Here is a 22,952-nt window from a genome sequence, read left to right on the forward strand (position 1 = left end):
GGTATGTCGTTGAATAATGGATATGTTTTTCGCGGTCAGCACTTGATTGGCGGTCAGTGGGTTGGAGCTGATGAAAGCTTTGCCTCCAGCCCCGTCTCGGGTGAGGGGAGCAACTTTGCTGCGGGAACGCTTGAGTTGGTTGATCAGGCCTGTACCCTGGCCGAGGCCGCCTTTGGAGATTACGCCAATCGCAGCCGAGGGGATCGGGCCAGGTTCTTGAATGCTATCGCGGATGAGATCGAGGCCCGTGCCGAGGCCATCACCAGCATTGGCAGTGCAGAAACCGGTCTGCCTGAGATGCGTCTTCAGGGCGAGCGGGGACGCACGGTTGGTCAGTTGCGCATGTTTGCCGAATTCGTCCAGGATGGTGCGTATCTAGAGCGCCGCCATGATCTGGCGATGCCGGATCGCCAACCCGCCCCACGTCCTGACATCAAGATGATGCAGCGCCCGGTTGGCCCGGTGGCTGTTTTTGGCGCTTCGAACTTCCCCTTGGCATTTTCGGTTGCCGGAGGTGACACCGCATCGGCACTGGCCGCAGGTTGCCCGGTCGTGGTCAAAGGCCACCCCGCCCATCCGGGCACCGGCGAAATCGTCGCTGATGCCATTCAAGCGGCGGCCAAGGCGACCGGTATGCCCGACGGCGTATTCTCATTGGTGCAAGGTGGGGACCGCAGCATCGGAGAAGCATTGGTAAAGCATCCGGCAATCCGTGCCGTGGGCTTTACCGGTGGGCTGGCCGGAGGCAGGGCGCTGTTTGACCTCTGCACAACGCGCCCAGACCCGATCCCGTTCTTTGGTGAATTGGGCTCGGTCAATCCGATGTTTGTTCTTCCAAACGCTATGGCCGCCAGAGGTGAAGAGATCGGCAAAGCCTGGGCGGGGTCAATGACCATGGGGGCAGGGCAGTTTTGCACCAATCCGGGCGTTGCCGTGATGATCACAGGCGATGATGCTGACCAATTTATCGATGCTGCTGCGAGTGCCCTGAGTACAGTGCCGTCACAGACCATGCTGACCGATGGGATTGCCGAGGCATTTCGATCCGGCCAATCGCATTTGGCCGAACATCCCGCCGTGCGCACGATCCATCAAGGTTCCACGGCAGGCCGTTCAGCTGAACCGGCGCTCTTCGAAACCGATGCCGAAGCGTTTCTGGCTGATCCCAGCCTCAGCGAAGAAGTGTTTGGGCCCGCATCGCTGATTGTGCGCGTCGGCTCGGAAAAAGAGATGGTTGCCTTGTCAGCCCAGCTGGACGGGCAACTTACGGCCACGATCCAGATGGATGACAGTGACACCGCGCTGGCGCAGCAACTCTTCCCGATTCTGGAGCGCAAGGCCGGGCGGTTGCTGTTCAACGGCTTCCCAACCGGGGTCGAGGTGGTGGGGTCCATGGTCCACGGGGGGCCTTATCCTGCCAGCACGAATTTCGGCGCGACAAGCGTCGGCACAATGGCCATCCGCCGTTGGCTGCGACCCGTAGCATATCAAAACATGCCCGCCGCACTCAGCCCCGAAGATCTGGAAGGCACGACGCAATAAGCGGTGAACCACAGGGCTGAGGCAATAAATTCCTTCGGCCATATCAAAGGCTTTGGCCCCGGTGAACGGGGCCGGGCAGGGACACCCAGATCGGCTGTTCCGTATCATCCGCAACACTCTGCCATAGAAGCAGATCACCGGAAATTCCGCGTCATTCGACGTGCAAAATCGGGCTTTGGCCCATAACAGGAGGACAAGATGAAACTCTTCTCGAACTTTGCCGCCCTGGCGGTAACAGCCACGCTTGCAATGCCCGCAAGCGCCGCAGAAATTGAATGGAAGATGACCGCAGCGATTGGTGAAGGTTCATTCTTTTACCAGAACTTCATGGAACGATTTGCGGCCAATGTAGACACACTGACCGCGGGACGCATGCATGTCCAACCTTTTGGCGCGGGCGTTCTGGCCCCGGCCTTCAAGGCGTATGAAGTAGTTCAGGACGGCATCGTCGAAGCCGGACATTCCACGCCGTCTTATCTGGTAAACCAGGACCCGACCAATGCCGTTTTCGCCAGCTTCCCCGGTGGAATGTCCGGCGAGGCGACCCTGCACTGGATCTATGAAGGCGGCGGTGAGCAGATGCTGCAGGACTTCCGCCGCGAAGAAATGGGTCTGCACACGCTGGTCGTTGGGGTCGGTACGTCCGAAGTTATGGCGCATTCGAACGTCAAGATCGAAACAACCAACGATCTGAAGGGCGTCAAATACCGGACCTCGGGCGCATGGGCCGCTGTTCTACAGGACAGCTTTGGCGGCGTTCCGACGGTTGTCCCGGGAAATGAAATCTACACTTTGCTGCAGCGTAAGGGTGTGGACGCGGTCGAATGGTCGACACCAGGAGGCAATATCTCTGAAGGTTTCCACGAGGTTGCGCCCTATATGATCATGCCCGGCGTGCATCAGCCGTCCTTTCTGTGGGAAGTCTTCGTCAAACAGGAAACTTGGGATGCTCTGCCCGAGGATATCAAGCTTCAGGTTACCGCAGCGGCCAAGCTGACAACATACGAAAGCTTCACACATTTCGGTCACGCGGACATTCAAGCCATGGCTGCCTTCCGCGATACCAAAGTTGAAATCATCAACATGGTACCAGCGGAATCCGAAAAGATCCGCGCCGCCGGGCGCGATTGGGCCCGTAGCCAGGCTGCCAAAAAAGCCGAAGACGGAAGCGCCCGGATGCAAGAGGTTCTGGACAGCTACCTCACCTATCAAGCGAACTGGGCCGAGAATTCGGGTTATTTGGTTCGCGACAGCGCCGAATAGGCTCTGCCCTGACATTGGTTGGATGACCGGATATTCGTGCCGGTCATCCGTTTCCGGGGACATACATGACCACTATTCTCAGAGTCATCGACGCGATTGCCGGGGCGCTGGCCCTGCTGGGTCGATGCGTAATTTTTGCCCTGATCGTGGCAATGCTGTACGAGGTTGTTGCTCGCTATGCGTTTGGTGCGCCGACGCTTTGGGCGTTTGATATCTCGTACATGCTGAACGGTTCGGTTTTTCTGCTTGGGGCGGCTTATGCCCTGCGCTGTGACGTGCATGTCAGGATCGACTTTCTGTCTCAGCGTATGCCGATGCGGGCGCAGCAGCTGTTGAACGGTGCTGTCTTTCTGTTGGTCATGACACCGATCACGACCATCTTTGCCTGGGTTGCAAGCAAAAAAGCCTGGAAAGCACTGATCACCGGAGAGGTCGAAAGCGTCAGCCCCTGGGCGCCGGTTGTTTGGCCGTTTTACACGGTCATCGCCGTTGGTCTGGCGGCCTTGGCGCTGCAATTCCTGGCTGAGGCGATCAAGTTGCTTTCGGGGCGCAAGAACCCTGGTGAGGCACCGGGCGAACTGGACGGCATGGAAGAAAACCAATGACACCATTACTGATGTTTGCAGCCCTTTTTGTGTTGGTCTTTGCCGGAGTGCCGGTGGCCTTTTCGCTCATCATCATCTCCGTCGCCTTTGGCTACATGGTGTTCGGTGAGCTGATCTTTTTGCAGCTTTATGGTCCGCTGCTTCATACGGCTTCGAATTTCGTACTGGCAGCAATCCCTCTGTTCATTTTCATGGGGGCGATACTTGAGCGTTCGGGGATCGCGAAACGTCTGTTCTTTGCACTGCAGTTGTGGCTGGGCGGCTTGCCCGGTGGATTGGCGCTGTCGACGATTGCAATGTGCGCAGTTTTCGCCGCCGCATCCGGCGTTGTAGGCGCGGTCGAGATAGTTGTGGGGTTGATGGCCATCCCAGCCATGACCAAAGCGGGTTATCGTAATGACCTCATCGCGGGAACAATCTGTGCAGGGGGCTCACTGGGGACAATAATTCCACCCTCGGTCATTGTGGTCGTCTATGCGTCGATTGCGCAGCTGTCGATTGGCAAGCTGTTTGCCGCATCTATCCTGCCCGGCTTGCTGATGGTGGTATTCTTCGTGCTTTATATTTTGGTGCGCAGCATGGTCCGACCTGCTGACGCTCCTCCGTTGCCACAGGCAGAGCGCGCGATGTCAACCGGCCGTAAGATGAAGGTGACGTTGACGGCATTGTTACCCCCGCTGGCATTGATTGTCCTGGTGCTGGGCTCGCTTCTGGCCGGTGTTGCCTCGGCCACCGAAGCTGCCGCAGTCGGGGCCGCCGGTACGATCCTGCTGGCTTTGATGTTTCGGGAACTAAACCTGAAACTGATGTCCGAGGCACTGAATGTGACCCTGCGCATCACCGCTATGATCATGTTGATCGTGGCCGGAGGAACGATGTTCACCAGCATCTTTGCGGTCACCGGAGGCGGACAGCTGGTGCGCGATACCGTTGCCGGGATCGGGTATGGCAATGCCGGTATCATCGCATTCTTTTTGTTGGTGGTCTTTTTCGCGGGCTTTGTACTGGACTGGGTGTCGATCGTTCTGATTTTCATTCCGATCTTTGCCCCGATCGTGAAATCCGCCGGAATTGATCCGATCTGGTTCGCCATGATGGTTCTAGTGGTGATTCAGACTTCGTATCTGACACCGCCAATGGCACCGTCGATTTTCTATCTTCGATCAATCGCTCCGCGTGACATGAGCTATGGGCAGATGTATCGCGGCGTGTTGCCCTTTGTAGGGGCGCAAATGCTGGTTCTTGTCGTCATCATCCTGATCCCCGAAGTGGCGACATGGTTGCCAGAGATATTGGTCGGTCTTTGACATAGATCTTGGTCTTACCCCTTCAGATGCCTGGCCCCGGTTCAAGGGGCTGGGTCATCGCCCAAGCTGTTTCGAAAGATCTTTCGGTTCCGGTAACTTGTCCGCATTCTGCGCCGCCCATTGATGCATCTCATACAGCAGTGGAAGCAGGCTTTGACCCAGAGGTGTGAGGCTGTATTCGACATGCGGCGGTATGGTCTTGAAGTCTTTGCGAGAGACAAAGCCCGTCGTCTGCAACTCGGTCAGCTGGCGCGTCAACGTTCGATGCGTGATGCGTCCGAGGTTTCGCTGAAGCTGGTTGAACCGGCAGTCCCCCTGCGAAAGCCAGTAGATGATCAACAGCTTCCATCGACCTGAGATTGCCGAGATCAATGCTTCGATCTGACAATGATCCTCTAACTCATCATGTTTCAAGGCAGTATCCTAGATGACCGTACTTGTTCGTGTGAACGTGCAATTTTAGATAGGGGTCAGAACGTTATGCCGCAACGGGGGGACCCAATGGCGAAGAAGAAAATTGTGATCATTGGCGGGGGCTATGTCGGGTTTGAAGTTGCCCGGGAACTGGACGCTTGCGCGGACGTCACCCTGATCGAGCAACGCGAAGCGTTCGTGCATCCGCCTGCAGCGATCCGCGCGCTGGTTGAACCCGCCTTGCTGGACCAGATCATCTTGCCATACGACAATCTGCTGCAATCGGGTAAGGTCGTGCGCGGGCGCGCCGTTTCGGTTTCTGAAACCGAGGTCACTTTGGAATCTGGAGCTGTCTTTCCGGCGGACTATATCCTGATCGCCACCGGATCATCCTATGCAGCGCCGTTCAAGCCGTCGGGTGACAGCATTGCGGATTTTCAGCAAGCGAGCAAAGACGTCAGCGCGCAACTGGCCAAGGCGAATTCAGTTGTGATCGTAGGGGCAGGCGCTGTCGGTACAGAGCTTGCGGGCGAAACAGCCTCGGCACATCCGGGTAAATCCATCACCCTGGTTTCGTCGGATGATACCTTGTTTCCCAAGTACCCGGCCAAGCTAGGCGCGCAGCTCAAAGGTAAGTTGGAACGGCTGGGCGTCACTGTCATTCTCGGCCAGAGGGCGCAGGACTTACGCCATTTTGATCGGCCCTACGAAGGATCCGTGAGCTTGACCGACGGTAGGGTGATTGCGGCCGATCTGGTATTTCCGGTGGTTGGATCGAAACCCCAATCGTCTTTGGTTCAAAGCCTTCCGGGCGTGTCGGCTGATGCATTGGGTAGGGTCAAAACCGACAAATGGTTGCGACCGTCAAGCTATCCGAATGTCTTCGTCGGCGGTGACATTGCCGACATTGGCGACGGAATGACAATCGTAGCAACGGCACGGCAGAATCCCTGGCTGATCAAAACGCTTAAGAAAGTAATCGAGGGCGCACCCGTTGAAAGTCAGAAACCCTACGCGCCCTGGAAAAAAGCACCCATTCTGGTGCCCCTTGGCCCAGTCATCGGCAGCAGTTGGCTTTTTGTGACAGTGGGTGACTGGATCACACGCAAGATAAAGGGGAAAGATATTTTTATTCCCAAATATCGAAAGGCTTTTGGGATTTCGAGCTCGGGAAAATAGTTCCTACTGAGCATTGCGATTTGCCAACGTTCAGGCATCCCACTCGGATGATATCTGTGACATTCGTGTTGGCCTGCCTCTAGTCGTGTGCGAGCTTGCGACTGGCTTGTACCTGCTGAATATCTTTCGGCCATGTGGAACGGATATAAGCCAGAACATCCCATATGCCGTCATCAGTCAAAGTGCCGTCGAAACCCGGCATGCCACTGTTGAAATTATTGACGCCGCGTGCGGCCAGTGTCTTTGCACCGCCGAATTTGGTGTAGTCAAACAAAAGCAGGCTATCATGGTGCCATGTGTGCCCGGTCACGTCATGTGGTGGCGCAGGCATCACACCGTCTTCACCCGGTGTTTGCCAGTTGGGTTGGCCTTCCAGGTTAACGCCGTGGCACGCGGCGCATTGATCTACATAGAGCCTCTGTCCATTCGCCACGTTTCTGTCTGTCAACGTATGATCCGCGGCAACGCTGGAATAAATGCTGCATAGGACCAATATAAATAAGTGCCTGGTCATCTCCACCCACCTCAATTCGGAAGCGTCAGAACGGTTGTTAGTGTCGCCGTAGTTGTCAGCACCGCCAGAACGATCAGCGCCTCAACTTCGATGGATCGGGCGAGGTGCTGCGCTGCCTTGGTATCTCCGTCCAGCATTGCCGGAACAAATCGAAGCTTGTTCGCGGCGGCTAGGATCAATAGCAGCCCTACAAATAATACTTTGAGCAACAGGGCCTGCCCATAACCAGTGGAGATGAGCGCTCGGAGATCACCTACAAGCAACCAAGCCATCCAGAAACCTGCGACAATCAATGCGGGTACCATCAGTGTCGCAGCTTGGCCAAACCTATGCCCAAGTGCAGCGGCGTCTGCAATTTGCTCAGGTTGAAGAGCCATACTCCGCAGCGGGCTGAAGATGCCTACCCAGAAGGCTACACAGAGCAGGTGTGCTAGTAACAAGAGTTTGGTACCAAAATTCTCCAGATCCGATAGGTGCCCGATCTGTGCAAAGGACCACAGAGCCATCGTGCCACCCACAAGTGCGATCCCTAAACCAAAGCGCGGAACAGACAATCCGACAAGGATCATTGCTGCGCCCATCACTCGAAAAACAAATACATCGCCTACGGATGTCTGCCAGAGTAATCCAAGCATCTCGGGGTCGACCAGCCCATCCGCTCCGCCTGTCAGGAGGGCTCCACGAAGCATGAATCCCAGTGCCGTTGCAATGAGAGCAAGCCATGCCAAGGCCATGGATTGGCGTTTCATCGCCAGGCTTATCGGTGTGACCAAGCTGGAATAGAGACACTTAACGACCACAAGGCCAGTGGCCCCCGCAAAGCCGATATAGAGTGCTAGCTTTGCGAGGATTGCAGCAATTCCCCAGATGTCTGGCATGTTCATTCCACAGTAAAGGTAAACGCGCCCTGCATCGCATGACCGTCCTCACCTAAACCGCGCCACTCGATGACATAGGTGCCCGCGCCATTGCCTGGCAGTGGAATTTTGAACTTCTGAGCAAATCTTGCCTGGTTGCCCAAATCCAGTCGTACTGCCCCGTGTTCTTCGTGTGCCATCTCTATCCGGGTCAGCCGGATGTCTTTCGAGAAATTGAGGCCAACTTCAGCAGGCACAGTCGCTACTGTGGTGCCGTCTGCAGGTGTTGTTTCTGTGACCTTGGAATGCGCCAGCGCAAAATTGGGGAGCGCAGCCAAGAGTATAAGCATTACAATCTTCTTCATGGGGCTATCCTCAATTTATTCCGTTGGCGCGCTGGATTTCACGAATGTAGGCGATCACCATAGCGACGTCACCTCGCGTCAAGCCGTCGACGGGCGGCATGTCTCCAAACTGCCAATGGTGACTTCTTACACCCTGTGAAACCGCCCTCTGAAACGCTTCATCAGCGTGGTGATTAGGTTCGTATATCTTGTGGATCAGTGGCGGTCCTGCGCCGTCAATTCCGACCGCATTGACACCGTGGCAAGTGGCACAGGAGGCATCAAAGATCCGCTGGCCGATTGCTGCCTTGCCCTCAATAGGTGGCATCTGAATTGCGACTAGGCCGTCTCTTGAAACTGTCGCCTGGGGGCTGGCTTCTTCGATTGGGTCTGAACGAAAAACTATGAAAGCGGCAACAGCCGAGACGACGCAAGCGCCGATTAACAAGTGACTTTTCTTCATGGGTTGAACCTGACTTTGTGGAGGCTGGAAGTGCTGCGGCACATCGCAAACAGCCGCAAGGGCCGGTCACTTGGGCGCGCGCGGATCTTGGCAGCTTCAAAGGTCAGGGGGTCTGTAGGGGCTATCTGGTTCAGTCAACTTGGATTGGGATCCAATCTGGAACTCTCGGTCAAGCTGATATTGATTCCACACGACTTGGCTGTTCTGCGAGATCAGTACGACGGCTTGGCAAAGCAAGGGGTTACACTCTCCGGTACCGGCATTATCCGTGTCGTGATGGCTGCTTTGGGCCGAGATGTCAGGGATGCTTTTCACCGCGGCGGAGTGTCCTGCCGATTGCATATGGTCCCCGCAGTGAAGCCCGACGCAGGCATGAGACTCGCCACCAAATCCGGCCAGAATGACCAGAAGACTCGTCAATAGCGCAAATGTGTATCGTCGGATGACCATGATTCCGGACGCTAATGCAGCGGAACACACAAGACAACGCCTGCAGCTTCATTATGCGCCACGCCGTTCTAAAGGAAATTACAACGCTGATTTTCGTGATGGGGCATTCCCCGCTCTTGTCCGGCGCGCGATTCTCATCAAATGCAGAGAGTCCGGGTCTATTTTGATTTCTATCAGTTGGGCCAAGCAACTGATTAGCGGCCAAACGGCAACACAGGTCGCAGCAGTGCCAACGCCGACGATCGGATAGTAGAGGAACTTACTCTGGGATTCAGTGGTCGCATCAATCTTCTGGAAGGTTAGTCACATCGTATATGCTTTGTGCATTGGCCGTTGGGCCGTTGTTCGATTTGCTGCATTTAAATCCGTCGAATAGTCGAGGTCTTCTCGCCACTCTCGCAGCAAATACTCCAAGTCGGAAATATGGTTTCCCAAGACCTTCTCATCGACGTGTGAGTTTGTGTATTGATCCAGATGTTGTAACTGCCCTTGCTGGCGAGAGCATCGGTCTGGCCAGCTACCGGCGATATTCTGGCGAAACTCATGTCTGACACGCTGCGGTGTCTGGCTGGGGTGGGCAGCGCTGGTTGCGAACGTAGCATCGCGCGCGGATGGGGAATGTCTCTTTTGGGCCGACCTTATCTTTATTGGGAAAAGTTGGTCCTCAGTATATGCGCCGTTTCGTGACATCGTTCATGGGCTTGCAAAGCTGATTGCCAGCGCTTCTACCGCGTCCCCGTAGGTTGGGTATAGACCGGCGCGTTGTTCAAAGGCGTAGGCCTGAAAATAGTCCCAAAATAAGGTCACTTCCGTTCCAAAATAGTCTTTGAGCAAAGGAGTATTGCAAAGGTCGGCGCGTAAACAAAATTCAACCTCGCTGAAAAATACAACTACTGTGTCGATCTGCGCTTCGATTTCTTTGAGTGTATCTGCATCGCCTGTTTTGAGATTTTCCAATAGGTTAGCCCCGATCTGCTTACGGGCCAGTTGCCGGGCTCGCTCGGGCAAGTCCGCGGGTACTTCGCCCGCAGCTTTGATTGCGGGGATCAGAACGTTGCCTAGTTGGGTGTATGTTTCGCGTGCACCGGTTTTCTGCCAGTCCGACATCAACTCGATGGAGCGCTCCTTTTTTGTGTCGAGGTAGCCCTGATAGAAGTTCAACGCCGAGACCCCGGCGGAGGCGGCAATAGCGATCAGTGACAAAAGGCGAAAGGTGCTCTCAATTCGTTCCCATGCGGTTTTAGGCGCGGGGGCCGTGTCGGCGGTGGCAATGCGGCGGCCAAGCGGGCCGTCGTCTCCTGGTTCGACATCCTCGTCCGCCTGTACAGGTTCAAGAACACCGGAAAGTTCGGCTGCGCCCAGGTCCAGATCATTGGAACGCGTACGCCTAATCGACCGTTTGTCAGTTGGAGCAGTCAACGCGGACCTCAAATGTCAGTGTTTTGTCCTTTTCGAATTGCGCGGTTTCGACCTCGCGCGCAAGACAATCAAGCGCCGGTTCGGGTATTAGAAACGCCTGGTCCAGCTGCACCGGCCCCCCTCCATCGGTTTGCACGTCCGGAAGCGCAGTCGCACTGCGATCTAAACCACATGCGGACAAATCAACAAGGTGCACCTCTGAGTTGTTCTGTGATGCCGCCAAGCGTTCGTCGTTCAGCCGCTTGAGATAGCATTTCGCGAGCAGTTCGTTCAAAGTGACCTTTTCGGCGCAAAACCCGCAATCCGCAAAAACCGGCGGTGCCACGAGGGCACACGCGATGCAAATGGAGGCCGCTGATGTCAGGTTCTTCATTGTGTGTGTCCACTCAGGAGTCTTGACAGACAAGGATAAGCGCGACTCAGTTGTTTTGTGAACCCGTTTTGAGGCGTGCGTATAAGATGAGTTCGGGTCGGTACTCAAAATGCATTCCATCGAAGTGGTGCCATTTGCCTCCCCAGATAAACCCAAAGCGTTCCATTTGCTGAACGAGCGCAACTGGGTATTGATTTTCGTAGGCCCCGGCGTTGCCTTCAGGAGCGCCTGACCAGCGCCAATAGCCGCCAAGCTGCGTGTTGAAGTCGACCGCGATACCAAAGCTGTGCGCGCTTAGCCGTGGCGTGCCAGCGATACGGCGCCAGTTAAAGCTTCCGCCGACTTGGGTGAAATATGGGTCAAAATCCTCACCACTGGCAGCCATCGCATCGAACGCAGCTTGTAATTGATGTGCAGCGCAGTGGTGGCTGTTCAAGGCAAAACGGGCGCGGCGCTTCGGCCCCTGGTATTCTGCGCGCCAGAGCCGGGCGGCAACCTGAGTTTCTGTTTGCCCATAAAGTGCGCGGAAGAAGGCGTCGTTGCGGGCGCGGCCTGGATCGAACCAGGGTGTGTCACGCGCCGCGAGGTCAAAGGCCAGCGGATAAATCTGTGCGAACTGGTCGGTGATGGAGGCGTTCGCCAGCCGTTCCTTCGGCGGACCGTTATGAGCCGCGCCAAGTGGCAGCGTCTGGCCGCCCGTTGTCAGCGTTTTCGCTGCTTCGTCGACGGTCAGGCCGGGATATGCGGTCTCAAGTGCTGTGGCGATGGCAGACCGACCCTGCGGCAGTGGCATTGCCAAAAAATCGCGGGGGACGCAGCCATCTGCACGCGCAAAACTCGGCAAGAGTCCAAGCGCAAGAGAGACAGCGACTAGCCGCGATATCAGCATCCATTGGCCCTTTCGAGCGCTTGCAGACGCTGCACCTCGCCTTGTTCAGCTGCTGTCAGGCGCGGGTTTCGAGTGGTGCATTGGCTTGTGTCAAAGGCAGCCCGCGCACGCGTGGACTGAAAGCAGAAGCCGTTGTTATGAAAGATGAGGTTGCGCGAGTACCAAAGCTGTTCGCAGGTGCTGGGCGGCGAAGGCACTGGTGCCACGGCCCTTTCGGCGGGTTGGGTAGCGGCACTGAGCGTGTCGATCCGATCCTGAGCAGCGGCGGCATAGATGGGGCAGCCCGCGTGCATGGTCATGAACGCCTCCAGCGCGGAGGTGCTGGATGTGGTTTGTAGCACCTCCCAGTCAGCGCGTGCCGCGTCGCATGGGCTGATCTGAGGGGCAGAGGGTTGGGGCGTTGGAACCGCTACTGGGAGCGGGGCGGGGCCGCCGCGCTCAAAGGTAAATGTGCCCTGTAGCTGGTCGTAGTAAGCTGGGAACTGGTCGTGGTTCACACTGGCAGCCAGTTGACGCACGTCGGTCCGCACAAGGCGCACTAGCTCGTTCAGAGGTAGGCCGGGTGTGGTCATCCGCTCCAGCAGGGAGCGAGTGAAGACCGAGTTGGGGTTTGGGTCATTGTCCGACAGTCGGTCCAGCGCAGTCTGGCCTGTACCGGCGGAAAAGAGGACGAAGGCCCCTTCGGCCGGCTCCATTCGCGATAGCCCGCTCGAGCGGCCCACGGACCGGGTACCTTGGGTAGGGAATGGGTTGTCGCGGCAGGCATCTAGTATCATCAGTGCCACGCGCGCACCGCGGGACTGGATTACATCAAGGATCTGGTCAGCAGCGATGCTTTCGCCGGTCACAAAATCTTCTTCGCCCGGACGCACTTGGGGTACGTCGGTGGGCAGCAGGTAATTGCGACCTTCTACTTCGATGCCGTGTCCTGCAAAGTAGAACACGACCTCGTCGCCAGGACTGATCTGGCGAGAGAAATCTACAAGGCCGCGCCGCAGGTCCAGCCGCTCCGGGTCGATCAGTTCGGTGACCACAAATCCGAGTTCGCTCAGCGTGGCAGAGACGGCTCGAGCGTCATTGCCTGCCTTTTGCAGGTCGTTAATATTTTCATAGCTGTCGATCCCAATAACCATCGCCAGCCGTTCCTCGGCAGTGGCGAGCGAACCGCATAGCAGTGTGGCGGCGATCCACATAAATAAACGCAAAACGGTCTCCTTAACGTTTGTCGTACCGCTCTGAATTTAAGGCTAACGTGTGTGTGAGGTCGTGTCCAACTTCACCTAGAAAGCCGGGCGGAGCGTTGTCCACATTTTTGACAATGTCGACATCCAGAGAAATGGATGATGCAAATCTTTGCTTTCGCTGCTGCGCTGAAGTTGGATGTCCGCTCCGACGCGCAGAATCTCACTGGAACCAGCCAAGTTCCAGCCGTGCGGTGCCATTAATTTTGGGCAACGTAGTGGTTTGAGGGTGCCGGTGTTTCTGCTTCTTTGACCTGCGTTCAGACGCGCTTATTGAGAACTTTGAACCAAAGATATATTTTGACCGGATTGCGAACGAAAAGGAAAGTTCATGATCAGAACTACTGCACTGACGCTCTTAGCTCTCCTCTCGGCAACCTCGGCATTCGCAACTGTCGGGCTGTATTGCGAGGCTCCTGATGGATCAGGCGCTGTATTTGATGTCGGATTGGGAACTGTCCCTGGTCTCGCAGTCGTAAGCGCGACCATTCACGCAGACGGCAAACACTGGAGCCTTACTGAAGTCGATGGTGCGATACCAATCATCGTGGCACAGGGGGCCGATGTCGACATGCGTACTGTAATCGACTTTGCCGATCCCGAATACAGTCGGATCGTTGCCTCGGTTCGATTGATAACCGCTGTCGAAGGAGACAAATCCGTCACTGTAGGCACGCTCACGATTCCGGAAATCGGTGCCTTCCCGCTGGTTTGCGAAGGGCCGTAGCCGCCCGATGTTGTGCAATGTACCGGGGCTAACTCGGCGGAAGCGGTCATCCCAAATTCTGCTTTGCTCAAATGTCTGAAATGGGCCGCGAGAGAGAGAGAGTAGTTTTAGATTGGAGGTGCTGCACGTTCAGTGATCAATTGTCTGGCTACGGCTCTTTCGCGATGAATCATGTACAGCCCTGCACTGATGATGATTGCAATACCAAGTAGGCTAAGCGTGTTCGGGAAGTCATTGAAGACAAGATAGCCGAACAGGGTCGCAACTGGCAGCTCAAAGTACTGCAAAGGTGCCAATGTGGCTGAAGGCGCGAACGAAAGCGCATAGGTCATCATCATGTGGCTCACCGTTGCAAAAAAACCAGCTCCCAAAAGCCACAGCAAAGCGATGTCTGTCGGCCAAACAGGATCGAACAGCTCCGAACCAGAGCCTTGCGCAAATATTAAGATTGGAATGGAAAACAGGCTGGCAATCAGGCCAGTGTGGAATTGCAGAGCCACGGGATGCATCCGACGTGACAATCCTCGCGTCACAAGAATGTAGAAAGCGAAAGCAACTGCCGTACCAAGCGGAATTATTGCAACCGCGCCGAAGGCCGCGAAACTGGGCTGGATGACGAACATTACCCCAACAAACCCGACAAGAGCTGCCCCGACACGACGCGGACCTACGTCTTCACCAAGGTAAAACTTACCAACCAACAAGACAATGAACGGGGCCACAAACACGATTGCCAACGCATCGGCGAGTGGCATCACACGGATGGCAGCAATGAAGCAAAAAGTTGCGAACAGCAAAAGTAATGAGCGGAATGCGAGTGCGATCAATTTGCCTCGCGCTACATGCAACGACAGCCCCATTATCCAGACAAACGGGGCCATCAACACGCACTGCACTACAAAGCGAGCAGCCGTAATCTGCCCAACTGGTACGCTAGCCGATGCGAGTTTTGCAGCTACGTCCAGCAAAGGAGCGGTGAGGCAAAATCCAAGCATCAGTGCAACTCCTGCAAGGATGCGATCCGTAGATTGAGGTATGGAATCAGCCGAGGACATCTCATCTTGTAGAAACGTCGCTAAGTGCGTGTCTGTTCTCTATGCGACGCGGAGCAAAAATCCCCCAACTCGCGAGTTGGGGGTGGATTAGAATTTGCGCAAGCAGCGAACAGCAGGTTCGATGAGCTGCGCAGCAGCAGATGGCCGGTTCAAAATTGGTCCGCAAGCTCTTGATCTCGATTGCGGCTGCGATGGTAAAGGCGTCTTCAAGCTCGACGCTCAGATGCCGAACCGTGCTTACCATCTTTGCATGACCCAAGAGCAGCTGAATCGCCCGAAGATTTCTTGTCTTTTCTTGTAGAACTGCGTGACTTTGGTTCGGCGCATTGAGGAAGTTCCGCAGGTGCTGGCCCCAAAGCCAATGGGCTTCATCCAGTCCCGGACAATCCGCGCATATTGGCGTGTTGAGATGTGCAGGAAAACCAAGTGATAGATCCACGGTCACAGCAATTACTTTCTTTTCAAGGGAGACACATACAAAATGCTGTAATTCCGACCCCTGTGAAGCTCTTGGTGATTGATCTGCTTGTTCGCGAATTCGAATTGGTTACTATTGTCGCATGACAAATTGGAAACCCTCCCGAGATACGCTGAGTTCACCGCTGCATACGAGCCTTGCCACGATGATTGCAGGCGCGATCGAAGACGGCAGTTTGTCACCTGGACAGAAATTACCCACACACCGGAAACTGGCCGATGACCTGAGGTTGAGCGTTAATACCGTCAGTAAAGCTTACGACATTCTGCGTCGCCAAAACCTGATTGATGGTCAGATTGGGCGTGGCAGCTATGTTGTCGACACTAACAAAACCGACGGACAGCCATTCAAGTTGGAGTCAGAACCTCGAAACTTGTTCGACATGTCGATTTCGCGCCCCTTGTTTAATGGCCTGCATGTTGAGGCGATGCAATCAACGCTGAGGACTTTGCATGCTGGGCTCGACCCGGCCATATATCTTTCTACACGCCCGAATGTAGGCCACGAAACTCACCGAAAAACGGGAGTCAAATGGCTTTCACATTGCGGCCTTGAGACAAATGCAGATTCAGTCCTCATGACGAATGGGGTAACGCATGGAATGTCGGCAGCAATGTCTGCGATATTGCGTCCTGGCGATGTCATTCTGTCAGATATGGTCACGCATCACCTCTTGGTTTCGAGTGTCGCATATTTCGGATACCGACATGTTGGCCTTGAAACTGATGAGCACGGAATCCTGCCCGATGCATTGGAAAGGGCGTGCGTTGATAAGTCCCCTAAAGCATTGTATTTATTACCATCTCTTGCCAACCCTAATGTACATATGATGCCAGAGGAACGTCGGCGCCAAATTGCTGCAATCGCCCGCAAACATAGGCTGCATATTATTGAAAACGATGCGTTTGGTCCGGTCGCAGCGGATCGCCAGCCGCCTGTTTCGATGTTCGCACCAGAACTGTCGGTCTACCTGACGACGTTCACCAAATGCACGGTCAGCGGGTTGCGTGCGGGTTATGCCGTTGCTCCGGACCATTTGCTTCCTGCATTGACAGCGAGACTGATCGTATTTGGTTGGATGGCAACGCCGCTAATCTGCGAACTTGCCTCACGCTGGGTGGAAGATGGCACAGCACAAGCGCTGGCGGATTGGCAGCGCGCAGAAATCGTCAAGCGGTATCACATAGCAACGCAAGAGCTTGCTGGTTTTAAATGGACGGGCCATCCGGCCAGTTTGCATCTTTGGTTGCAGCTCCCTCCAGATTGGGATTCCAACAGTTTTGTCGCCCATGCCCGCGAACTAAATGTTGCGGTGTCCCCTGAAAGCCCATTCCTTTCTCCCAAGGCTACCGCAACAAATGCAGTGCGCATTTCGGTGGGAAGCATTCGCGAAATCGAACGTTTTCGCCAAGCTCTGAAGCTTCTGGCCGGTTTACTTTTGCGCCCACGCGAGCCTTTGCCGCAATTCGCTTATTAGAATGTAGCGCAACAATATAATAATTGACTCGCAGTACAATCTTCGGGATGTGGTGGAACATCACTAACAAAGAAGGTGATATCTGGGAGGATATGATGACCAAGACTGCACGTTTTGCCCTGCGCGTCTGCGCACCCCTTGCTGCTGCATTGCTAACCTCAACTGCCGCTTATGCGGACAATTGGCGCTATGCGATGGAAGAGGGGCTGACAGATCCGCAAGGCCTGTACGCCACCAAGTTCAAAGAGGAAATCGAAGCTAACTCGGATCACACAGTCCAGATTTATCCTGTGGGTACGCTTGGTGAATCGGCCGACGCCATGGAGCAGGCCCAGGCTGGATTGCTGCAGTTCATTGATCAATCTCCAGGTTTCACCGGTGCGTTGATCCCAGAGGCCGAAGCCTTTCTGGTGCCATATATCCAGCCGACGGACCCTCAAGTCGTGCGCAAGTTTTTCAAAGAAGGCGTCGCTGTAAACGAGATGTTCCACGATATCTATCGCGAACAGGGACTGGAATTGTTGTCGGTGTTCCCGGAAGGTGAAATGGTGGTCACCACAATGGAGGAATTTCGGACACCTGCCGATTTGGAAGGTATGAAAATTCGGACCATGACCTCACCATTGCTTTTGGAGACTTACACGGCCTTTGGCGCTTCCCCGATTGCCATGCCTTGGGGCGAGCTGATCGGCGGACTGAAAACTAAAATGGTTGACGGGCAAGAAAACCCGGCAATTTGGATCGAGGCCTATGATCTGGATAACCTGACTAATGTGATGACCTATACCGGACATGGTCAGTACACGACTGCTGTGATGGCAAATGCTGAGTTTTACGACGCGCTAAGCGATGCGGACAAAGAACTTGTTCAGAATGCGTCGCAAGTTGCACTCGATTATATTCTTGATGTTGCCGTCGAACTGGATGCAACCGGTCTGGCAAAAATTCAGGAGAGCAATCCGGGCTACACAATAAACCGGCTAACCGAGGAAGAGCGTGCACCCTTTAAAGAACGTGCAAAAGCGGTCGAAGCAGCCTTTGTCGAAAGAGCGGGCGAACGTGGCGCTGCCATCCTCGAGCAAATGAAGAAGGATCTAGCGGCTGCGCAGCAGTAGCGCTTTGCCACAGGCATCCATCACGTTTGCGATGTGTTCATCTGAAAAAATCGCTGCAGGCCCAGAACCATAGTTCGGGCCTGCAATTTGGAAATAGTAAACCGGCGATCAGCCTATATTGCGAATGTTCGGGGGGAATATGAGCGAAACGACGCAGAAAAAGTCGGGCCTTGCCGGAATTGTTGATGGCATTGACAAGGGGATCGCTGCGCTTGAGCGGGTGATCATGGCCACAGGCGTCATTCTGATGGCAGTCAACACCATCGCAAATGTCATCAGCCGGTTTGTTTTCAACCACTCCATTATATTCGCCGAAGAGTTGAACAGTATATTCATATTGTTGGTGACATTTGCTGGTATCGGCTACGCTGCGCGCCATGGTCGGCATATCCGCATGTCCGCCATCTCAGACGCGTTACCCGAACGGGTCAGAAAAATCTTGATGGTTGTAGTCACGGGAGTCACCGCTGTGCTGTTGCTGCTCTTGGCGTGGTACGCTGTACAATACATCATCAGCATGTACGCCAAGGGGCGGGTCTATCCTGCCCTCGGATTCCCTGTTTATCTCAGCTACCTCTGGGTGCCGATTGGGCTGTTTGTGACCGGGGTTCAATACGCGCTCACTTTCATCAAAAATCTTCAGGAACCTGAAATCTACCTGTCAACTGATCTGCGAGAAGCAGATGCGCGGGAACTGGAAGTGGAGCTTTAACCATGGCACTCTTGATGTTTTCCGCAATGGTTGTCCTGCTGCTTATGGGTTTCCCGATGATGGTACCCCTCATTGCCGGCGCGTTCATCGGCGTGATCGAGTTGTTTGGCACAATCGACAAAACTGAGTTTATGATTCAGCAAATGTTGGGTGGTATCCGGCCCTCTTCATTGATCGCCGTGCCTATGTTCATTCTGGCAGCGGATATCATGACACGTGGCCAGTCCGCAGGGCGGCTGATTGATATGGTCATGGCCTTTGTTCGCCATGTTCGAGGGGGGTTGGCCGTCAGTACAGCTGCGGCTTGCGCATTGTTCGGTGCCGTGTCCGGGTCCACCCAAGCCACGGTCGTTGCGGTGGGAACGCCACTCAGGCCCCGAATGCTGAAAGGTGGCTACAAGGATTCTTTCATTTTGGCCCTGATCGTCAACTCAAGTGACATCGCGTTCCTGATCCCGCCCAGTATTGGGATGATCATCTACGGTGTAGTTGCCAAGGCCTCCATCCCTGAACTGTTCATCGCGGGCATAGGGCCCGGATTGTTAATCCTGTTCATGTTCTCGGTCTACAGTATGATCTACGCCAAAATAAATGACGTCCCCACTGAACCGGCCGCCACATGGTGCGAGCGCGCGGCAGCGGTGAAACGGGCCTTGTGGCCGCTGGGTTTCCCGGTTCTGATCATCGGCGGCATCTTCTTCGGCGTTTTCAGCCCGACCGAAGCCGCAGCAATCAGCGTGGCCTATGCGGTGTTGCTGGAAGTCTTCATTTTCAAAACAATGAAAATCACCGGCCTATACCAGGTCGCCCTGTCAACGGGCATGGTAACGGCGGTAGTTTTTATTTTGGTGGGTGCAGGTGCTGCCTTTGCCTGGGTTTTGTCATTCGCGCAGATACCGCAACAGATATTGGGTGCTCTTGGCATTGATGAAATGGGGCAGATCGGCGTCCTATTCACAATTGCGATTGCGTTCTTCATCGGCTGTATGTTCGTGGATCCCATTGTGGTCATCTTGATCTTTGTTCCGATCTTTGCGCCCGTGGTCGAGAAAACCGGGCTGGACCCAATTCTGGTCGGCACTTTGATCACATTGCAGGCCGCCATCGGCTCGGCCACCCCGCCGTTCGGATGCGATATCTTCACGGCGGTAGCGGTGTTCAAACGTCCCTATCTGGAAGTAATCAGAGGAACGCCGCCTTTCGTGATCATGCTTTTGAGTGTCTCGGTCTTGATGATCTTCTTCCCGCAGGTGGCACTGTTTTTGCGCGACATCGCATTTAACAAATAAAAGGAGCGACAAATGTTCAAATCAATACTCGCTGCTTTTGATGGGTCTGAAGGATCAGAGGCCGCCCTTCGCAAAGCCGCTGAATTGGCTAGGTTGTGTGATGCGGAAATGTTGGTACTGACGCTCTACCGTCATCATTCGATACTGGAAGGATCGATGTATGTCATTGATGCAGAAAAGCCCGATGATATTGACGGGATCATGCGCGATCACGCAAAGATAACTGCTGAACGCGGCGCGTCCATTGCGCGCGAGGCGGGGTGCGAGAACATCCGGGCCTTTGTCAAAGGCGGGCCAACGGCGCGGACTATCGTCAGCTTTTCCAAAGAACATGAGAATGACCTGATCGTCATGGGCAGCCGGGGATTGGGATCGATTGAGGGCTATTTGCTGGGCAGCGTCTCTCACAAGGTGACCAGCCTTGCGCAATGCCCGGTTCTGGTGGTGTGAGGATGGCAATGGCTTTGGATATACAATCTTCGACTTCGTCTGTGACTCTCGCGCTGGATGCCCGCCCTGTCACACATCGTATCGGGCTGGTTACGCTGGCCACGGATCATACGACGGAAACTGACTTCGCACGCATTCTGCAAGGGCATGATGTGGGCGTATATGTAAACCGGATCGGGTTTGAAAACCCAACCACACATGAAAGCCTTTTGAAGACAGGGCCGCTGTTGACCGATGCCGCAGCAGAGATCCTGCCTGGCGAGGCGCTAGATGTATTGGTCTATGGATGCACTGCAGCTTCGGTAGTGTTGGGGAACGACAAAGTGGCCGAGCACATGAACAGCGCAAAGCCAGGCACGCCTTGCGTCACACCCAGCTCGGCTGCCTTTGATGCATTTGAGGCTTTGGGGGTAAAAAAAGTAAGCGTTCTTACGCCCTATACGCAGGATGTGACGGATTCTCTGGTCACCTATTTCTCGCAACACGGCCTCGATGTGGTGAACGCAGTTTGCTTTGGATTGTCCGATGATCGCGACATGGCGCGCGTCTCAAGGGACAGCATTATCGAAGGTGGTGTTGCTGCGTGCGATCTCGATGCTGATGCGCTTTTTATTTCCTGTACGGCGGTGCGTGCCGCCCCATGTGTCGCACAATTGGAGGCCCGACTTGGCAAACCGGTTGTTACCTCCAATCAGGCGATGGTTTGGCGCTGCATGAGGCATCTTGGGATTACTTCGGATTATCCCGCGGGCGGTATGTTGTTCAGTAAATAGGAAAAAAGTCAGGACAAGAGATGAGCTCTGAAATCACACTTCAGGATAGTTTTGCTGCGCGCGCGCGGATCGCACAGTCGATCCGGGTTACACCGACGATGTCGTCAGACGTGCTGAGCAAAGCCACGGGCGGTGATATTCGCCTCAAGCTGGAGCAAGGCCAGATCACCGGCAGTTTCAAGCTGCGCGGGGCATCTAATGCTGTGTTGTCACTTAGCGATGCGCAGCGCGCCAAAGGTGTGGTGGGTGTATCGACGGGCAATCACGGGCGCGGTTTGGCCTATGCGGCAAAGCAGGCCGGGGTGCGGTGTATCATCTGCATGTCGGAACTGGTGCCGCAAAACAAGGTGGACGGCATCAAGGCGCAAGGCGCAGAGGTGCGCATTGTCGGGCGTTCTCAGGATGACGCACAGGTAGAAGTTGACAGGCTGGTCGCCGATGGGATGGTCATGCTTCCCCCGTTTGATCATCGCGATATCATTGCCGGGCAAAGCACCGTTGCACTGGAAATGCTGGAACAATCCCCGGATCTTGAAACGGTTCTGGTGCCGCTGTCGGGCGGCGGGCTGATTTCCGGCGTCGGGATGGTGATGAAGGCGGTTAATCCGCAGGTCCGCGTTATCGGAATTTCGATGGAGCGCGGGGCGGCTATGTATGAAAGCCAGAAGGCGGGGAAACCGGTTCTGGTCGAAGAACTGTCGACACTGGCCGACTCGCTGGGCGGTGGGGTTGGATTGGACAACCAGCACACTTTTGCCATGACTCGTGCCTTTGTTGATGATCTGATTCTTGTGACCGAGACCGAGATTGCTGCTGCCATCCGTCACGCCTATTGGCAGGAACGTCAGATCATTGAAGGGTCCGGCAGTGTCGGCATTGCCGCGCTTCTGGCGGGAAAAATCAAAGACCCAGGTCGGTGCGTCGCGCTGATATCGGGGCAAAACATCGACATGCAGCTGCATCACCGGATCATTTCCGGCGAAGATGTAGATGTGACGGCGGAGGGGTAGGATGCCGGAGATCAAAATACTGACCGAGGCCGAACTGCGAGATCTGGTGCCACTGGATATGGACGCGGTGGACTGCATCGAACAGGGCTTTACGACGCTCGCCGGGGGCAAGGTTATCATGCCGCCGATCATGACACTGATGGTCCCCGATCATAATGGCGAGGTATGTGTAAAGTCAGCCTATGTCCCGGGCATCGACAGCTTTGCCATGAAGATGAGTCCCGGCTTTTTCGATAATCCCAAGCTGGGCCTGCCCAGCACATCAGGCTTGATGGTGCTATTCTCAAGCACCACTGGCGTTCTGGAGGCTTTGCTTCTGGATAATGGTTATCTCACGGATGTGCGCACCGCCGCTGCGGGAGCGGTATCTGCGCGCCACCTTGCGCGCGAGGACGCGACACGCGCGTGTATCATCGGTGCTGGTGTGCAGGCGAAGCTACAACTTAAGGCGCTGACCCTTGTGCGCGGCATCGAAAGCGCTGTGATCTGGGCGCGGGATGCGGCCAAGGCCGAAACCTTGGCTTCCAGCCTTCGCGAAGAACTTGGGGTCGACGTCACGGCCAGCACTGATAGGGCGGGTGCCGTGTCCTCGGCAGATATCATCGTCACGACAACCCCTTCGGACATTCCGCTGATCAAAGCGGACTGGCTGCAACCGGGGCAGCTTGTCATTGCGATGGGTTCGGATCAGGAACACAAGGTCGAGCTTGACCCGGGTTGTCTTGCCAAGGCAACGCTCTATGTGCCCGACAGCCAAGCCCAATGCGCCCTCAAAGGCGAGCTGCGCAGCGCCATTGCGGTAGGCATTTTCCCGGCTGATGGCAGGTTTGCTGAACTGGGTGATATCACCTCCGACAAGGCGCCGGGGCGACAATCCGACAGTGACATCATTATTGCTGACCTGACAGGTACGGGTGTCCAAGACACCGCCATTGCCACGCTTGCTCGCCAGCGCGCGGAAAACTCAGGCAAAGGCACCACGTTTTCAAGCTAACAACGGATTAAT

At 55.2% G+C, this 22,952-nt stretch carries 25 protein-coding genes and 1 pseudogene; 15 read left to right on the forward strand and 11 right to left on the reverse strand.

What is annotated here, in order from left to right; all coding sequences use genetic code 11:
• Window positions 1–3: 3 nt before the first annotated feature.
• The 4 genes from AC2FLE_RS09835 to AC2FLE_RS09850 all read left to right on the forward strand — a co-directional run bounded on the left by AC2FLE_RS09835 (window position 4) and on the right by AC2FLE_RS09850 (window position 4,717).
• Window positions 4–1,542, forward strand: a complete 1,539-nt coding sequence (locus AC2FLE_RS09835; RefSeq protein ID WP_496696741.1) for an aldehyde dehydrogenase (NADP(+)) — start codon at window positions 4–6, stop codon at window positions 1,540–1,542.
• A gap of 198 nt (window positions 1,543–1,740) precedes the next feature.
• Window positions 1,741–2,805, forward strand: coding sequence for a TRAP transporter substrate-binding protein DctP (gene dctP, locus AC2FLE_RS09840; RefSeq protein WP_496694008.1), 1,065 nt, complete (start codon window positions 1,741–1,743; stop codon window positions 2,803–2,805).
• 65 nt (window positions 2,806–2,870) lie between these two features.
• Window positions 2,871–3,410, forward strand: coding sequence for a TRAP transporter small permease subunit (locus AC2FLE_RS09845; RefSeq protein WP_142637832.1), 540 nt, complete (start codon window positions 2,871–2,873; stop codon window positions 3,408–3,410).
• Entirely contained in the window at window positions 3,407–4,717 is a 1,311-nt protein-coding gene (locus AC2FLE_RS09850; protein ID WP_271950034.1) for a TRAP transporter large permease, read from the forward strand. Before AC2FLE_RS09845 ends, AC2FLE_RS09850 begins: the two co-directional genes overlap by 4 nt.
• 54 nt (window positions 4,718–4,771) lie before the next feature.
• On the opposite strand, the gene AC2FLE_RS09855 is transcribed toward AC2FLE_RS09850, so the two are convergent.
• Complete coding sequence (locus AC2FLE_RS09855) at window positions 4,772–5,131, reverse strand: winged helix-turn-helix transcriptional regulator (RefSeq protein ID WP_142637835.1); 360 nt, start codon at window positions 5,129–5,131, stop codon at window positions 4,772–4,774.
• Between the two features lie 87 nt (window positions 5,132–5,218).
• Here AC2FLE_RS09855 and AC2FLE_RS09860 point away from each other — a divergent pair, with 87 nt between their 5' ends.
• Window positions 5,219–6,310 carry an NAD(P)/FAD-dependent oxidoreductase gene (locus AC2FLE_RS09860; RefSeq protein ID WP_496696744.1) on the forward strand — a complete coding sequence of 364 codons (1,092 nt, stop codon included), beginning with the start codon at window positions 5,219–5,221 and terminating at the stop codon, window positions 6,308–6,310.
• Between the two features lie 79 nt (window positions 6,311–6,389).
• Here the strand turns inward: AC2FLE_RS09860 and AC2FLE_RS09865 are convergent, their stop codons facing one another.
• From AC2FLE_RS09865 to AC2FLE_RS09880, 4 genes are all read right to left on the reverse strand, one after another.
• Entirely contained in the window at window positions 6,390–6,758 is a 369-nt protein-coding gene (locus AC2FLE_RS09865) for a c-type cytochrome (RefSeq protein ID WP_496696746.1), read from the reverse strand.
• A 77-nt stretch (window positions 6,759–6,835) separates the two neighbouring features.
• Window positions 6,836–7,702 (reverse strand): CopD family protein, encoded by an 867-nt coding sequence (locus AC2FLE_RS09870; RefSeq protein WP_496696748.1) that lies wholly within the window; start codon window positions 7,700–7,702, stop codon window positions 6,836–6,838.
• Between the two features lie 2 nt (window positions 7,703–7,704).
• Complete coding sequence (locus tag AC2FLE_RS09875) at window positions 7,705–8,046, reverse strand: copper resistance CopC family protein (RefSeq protein WP_496696750.1); 342 nt, start codon at window positions 8,044–8,046, stop codon at window positions 7,705–7,707.
• Window positions 8,047–8,056: 10 nt separating this feature from the next.
• Window positions 8,057–8,488: a c-type cytochrome gene (locus AC2FLE_RS09880; protein ID WP_496696949.1), complete on the reverse strand. Its 432-nt coding sequence runs from the start codon at window positions 8,486–8,488 to the stop codon at window positions 8,057–8,059.
• Between AC2FLE_RS09880 and AC2FLE_RS09885 the strand changes: the two genes are divergently transcribed.
• Complete coding sequence (locus tag AC2FLE_RS09885; protein ID WP_496696954.1) at window positions 8,474–8,911, forward strand: hypothetical protein; 438 nt, start codon at window positions 8,474–8,476, stop codon at window positions 8,909–8,911. The two genes, AC2FLE_RS09880 and AC2FLE_RS09885, sit on opposite strands and share 15 nt — an antisense overlap.
• A gap of 720 nt (window positions 8,912–9,631) precedes the next feature.
• Here the strand turns inward: AC2FLE_RS09885 and AC2FLE_RS09890 are convergent.
• The 4 genes from AC2FLE_RS09890 to AC2FLE_RS09905 all read right to left on the reverse strand — a co-directional run bounded on the left by AC2FLE_RS09890 (window position 9,632) and on the right by AC2FLE_RS09905 (window position 12,824).
• Window positions 9,632–10,141: a hypothetical protein gene (locus tag AC2FLE_RS09890; protein WP_496693005.1), complete on the reverse strand. Its 510-nt coding sequence runs from the start codon at window positions 10,139–10,141 to the stop codon at window positions 9,632–9,634.
• A 199-nt stretch (window positions 10,142–10,340) separates the two neighbouring features.
• On the reverse strand, window positions 10,341–10,730 hold the full coding sequence (locus AC2FLE_RS09895; protein ID WP_496693006.1) for a hypothetical protein: 390 nt from the start codon (window positions 10,728–10,730) through the stop codon (window positions 10,341–10,343).
• 46 nt (window positions 10,731–10,776) lie between these two features.
• On the reverse strand, window positions 10,777–11,523 hold the full coding sequence (locus AC2FLE_RS09900) for a M15 family metallopeptidase (RefSeq protein WP_496693007.1): 747 nt from the start codon (window positions 11,521–11,523) through the stop codon (window positions 10,777–10,779).
• Window positions 11,524–11,612: 89 nt separating this feature from the next.
• Window positions 11,613–12,824 (reverse strand): caspase family protein, encoded by a 1,212-nt coding sequence (locus AC2FLE_RS09905; protein WP_496696753.1) that lies wholly within the window; start codon window positions 12,822–12,824, stop codon window positions 11,613–11,615.
• A 367-nt stretch (window positions 12,825–13,191) separates the two neighbouring features.
• Here AC2FLE_RS09905 and AC2FLE_RS09910 point away from each other — a divergent pair, with 367 nt between their 5' ends.
• On the forward strand, window positions 13,192–13,587 hold the full coding sequence (locus tag AC2FLE_RS09910) for a hypothetical protein (protein ID WP_271950041.1): 396 nt from the start codon (window positions 13,192–13,194) through the stop codon (window positions 13,585–13,587).
• A gap of 107 nt (window positions 13,588–13,694) precedes the next feature.
• On the opposite strand, the gene AC2FLE_RS09915 is transcribed toward AC2FLE_RS09910, so the two are convergent.
• Window positions 13,695–14,642, reverse strand: a complete 948-nt coding sequence (locus AC2FLE_RS09915) for a DMT family transporter (protein ID WP_496696754.1) — start codon at window positions 14,640–14,642, stop codon at window positions 13,695–13,697.
• A 172-nt stretch (window positions 14,643–14,814) separates the two neighbouring features.
• Window positions 14,815–15,059, reverse strand: a pseudogene (locus tag AC2FLE_RS09920) (site-specific integrase); the annotation flags it as partial.
• 143 nt (window positions 15,060–15,202) lie between these two features.
• Here AC2FLE_RS09920 and ehuR point away from each other — a divergent pair.
• From ehuR to eutC, 8 genes are all read left to right on the forward strand, one after another.
• Window positions 15,203–16,597: a MocR-like ectoine utilization transcription factor EhuR gene (gene ehuR, locus AC2FLE_RS09925; RefSeq protein WP_496696756.1), complete on the forward strand. Its 1,395-nt coding sequence runs from the start codon at window positions 15,203–15,205 to the stop codon at window positions 16,595–16,597.
• 95 nt (window positions 16,598–16,692) lie between these two features.
• Window positions 16,693–17,712 (forward strand): TRAP transporter substrate-binding protein DctP, encoded by a 1,020-nt coding sequence (dctP, locus tag AC2FLE_RS09930; protein ID WP_271950046.1) that lies wholly within the window; start codon window positions 16,693–16,695, stop codon window positions 17,710–17,712.
• A gap of 139 nt (window positions 17,713–17,851) precedes the next feature.
• Window positions 17,852–18,424, forward strand: coding sequence for a TRAP transporter small permease (locus tag AC2FLE_RS09935; RefSeq protein WP_282022053.1), 573 nt, complete (start codon window positions 17,852–17,854; stop codon window positions 18,422–18,424).
• Window positions 18,425–18,426: 2 nt separating this feature from the next.
• Window positions 18,427–19,713: a TRAP transporter large permease gene (locus AC2FLE_RS09940; protein WP_282027707.1), complete on the forward strand. Its 1,287-nt coding sequence runs from the start codon at window positions 18,427–18,429 to the stop codon at window positions 19,711–19,713.
• 12 nt (window positions 19,714–19,725) lie between these two features.
• Entirely contained in the window at window positions 19,726–20,163 is a 438-nt protein-coding gene (locus AC2FLE_RS09945) for a universal stress protein (RefSeq protein ID WP_496693013.1), read from the forward strand.
• An 8-nt stretch (window positions 20,164–20,171) separates the two neighbouring features.
• The gene (eutA, locus tag AC2FLE_RS09950; protein ID WP_496696759.1) at window positions 20,172–20,936 is read left to right on the forward strand and encodes an ectoine utilization protein EutA; all 765 of its coding nucleotides are present in this window, start codon (window positions 20,172–20,174) and stop codon (window positions 20,934–20,936) included.
• A 20-nt stretch (window positions 20,937–20,956) separates the two neighbouring features.
• The gene (gene eutB / locus AC2FLE_RS09955; protein ID WP_496696760.1) at window positions 20,957–21,946 is read left to right on the forward strand and encodes a hydroxyectoine utilization dehydratase EutB; all 990 of its coding nucleotides are present in this window, start codon (window positions 20,957–20,959) and stop codon (window positions 21,944–21,946) included.
• A 1-nt stretch (window position 21,947) separates the two neighbouring features.
• Window positions 21,948–22,940 (forward strand): ectoine utilization protein EutC, encoded by a 993-nt coding sequence (eutC, locus tag AC2FLE_RS09960; RefSeq protein WP_496696762.1) that lies wholly within the window; start codon window positions 21,948–21,950, stop codon window positions 22,938–22,940.
• Window positions 22,941–22,952 lie beyond the last annotated feature (12 nt).

The sequence above is a fragment of the Ruegeria sp. CDSA077 genome (assembly GCF_059612265.1).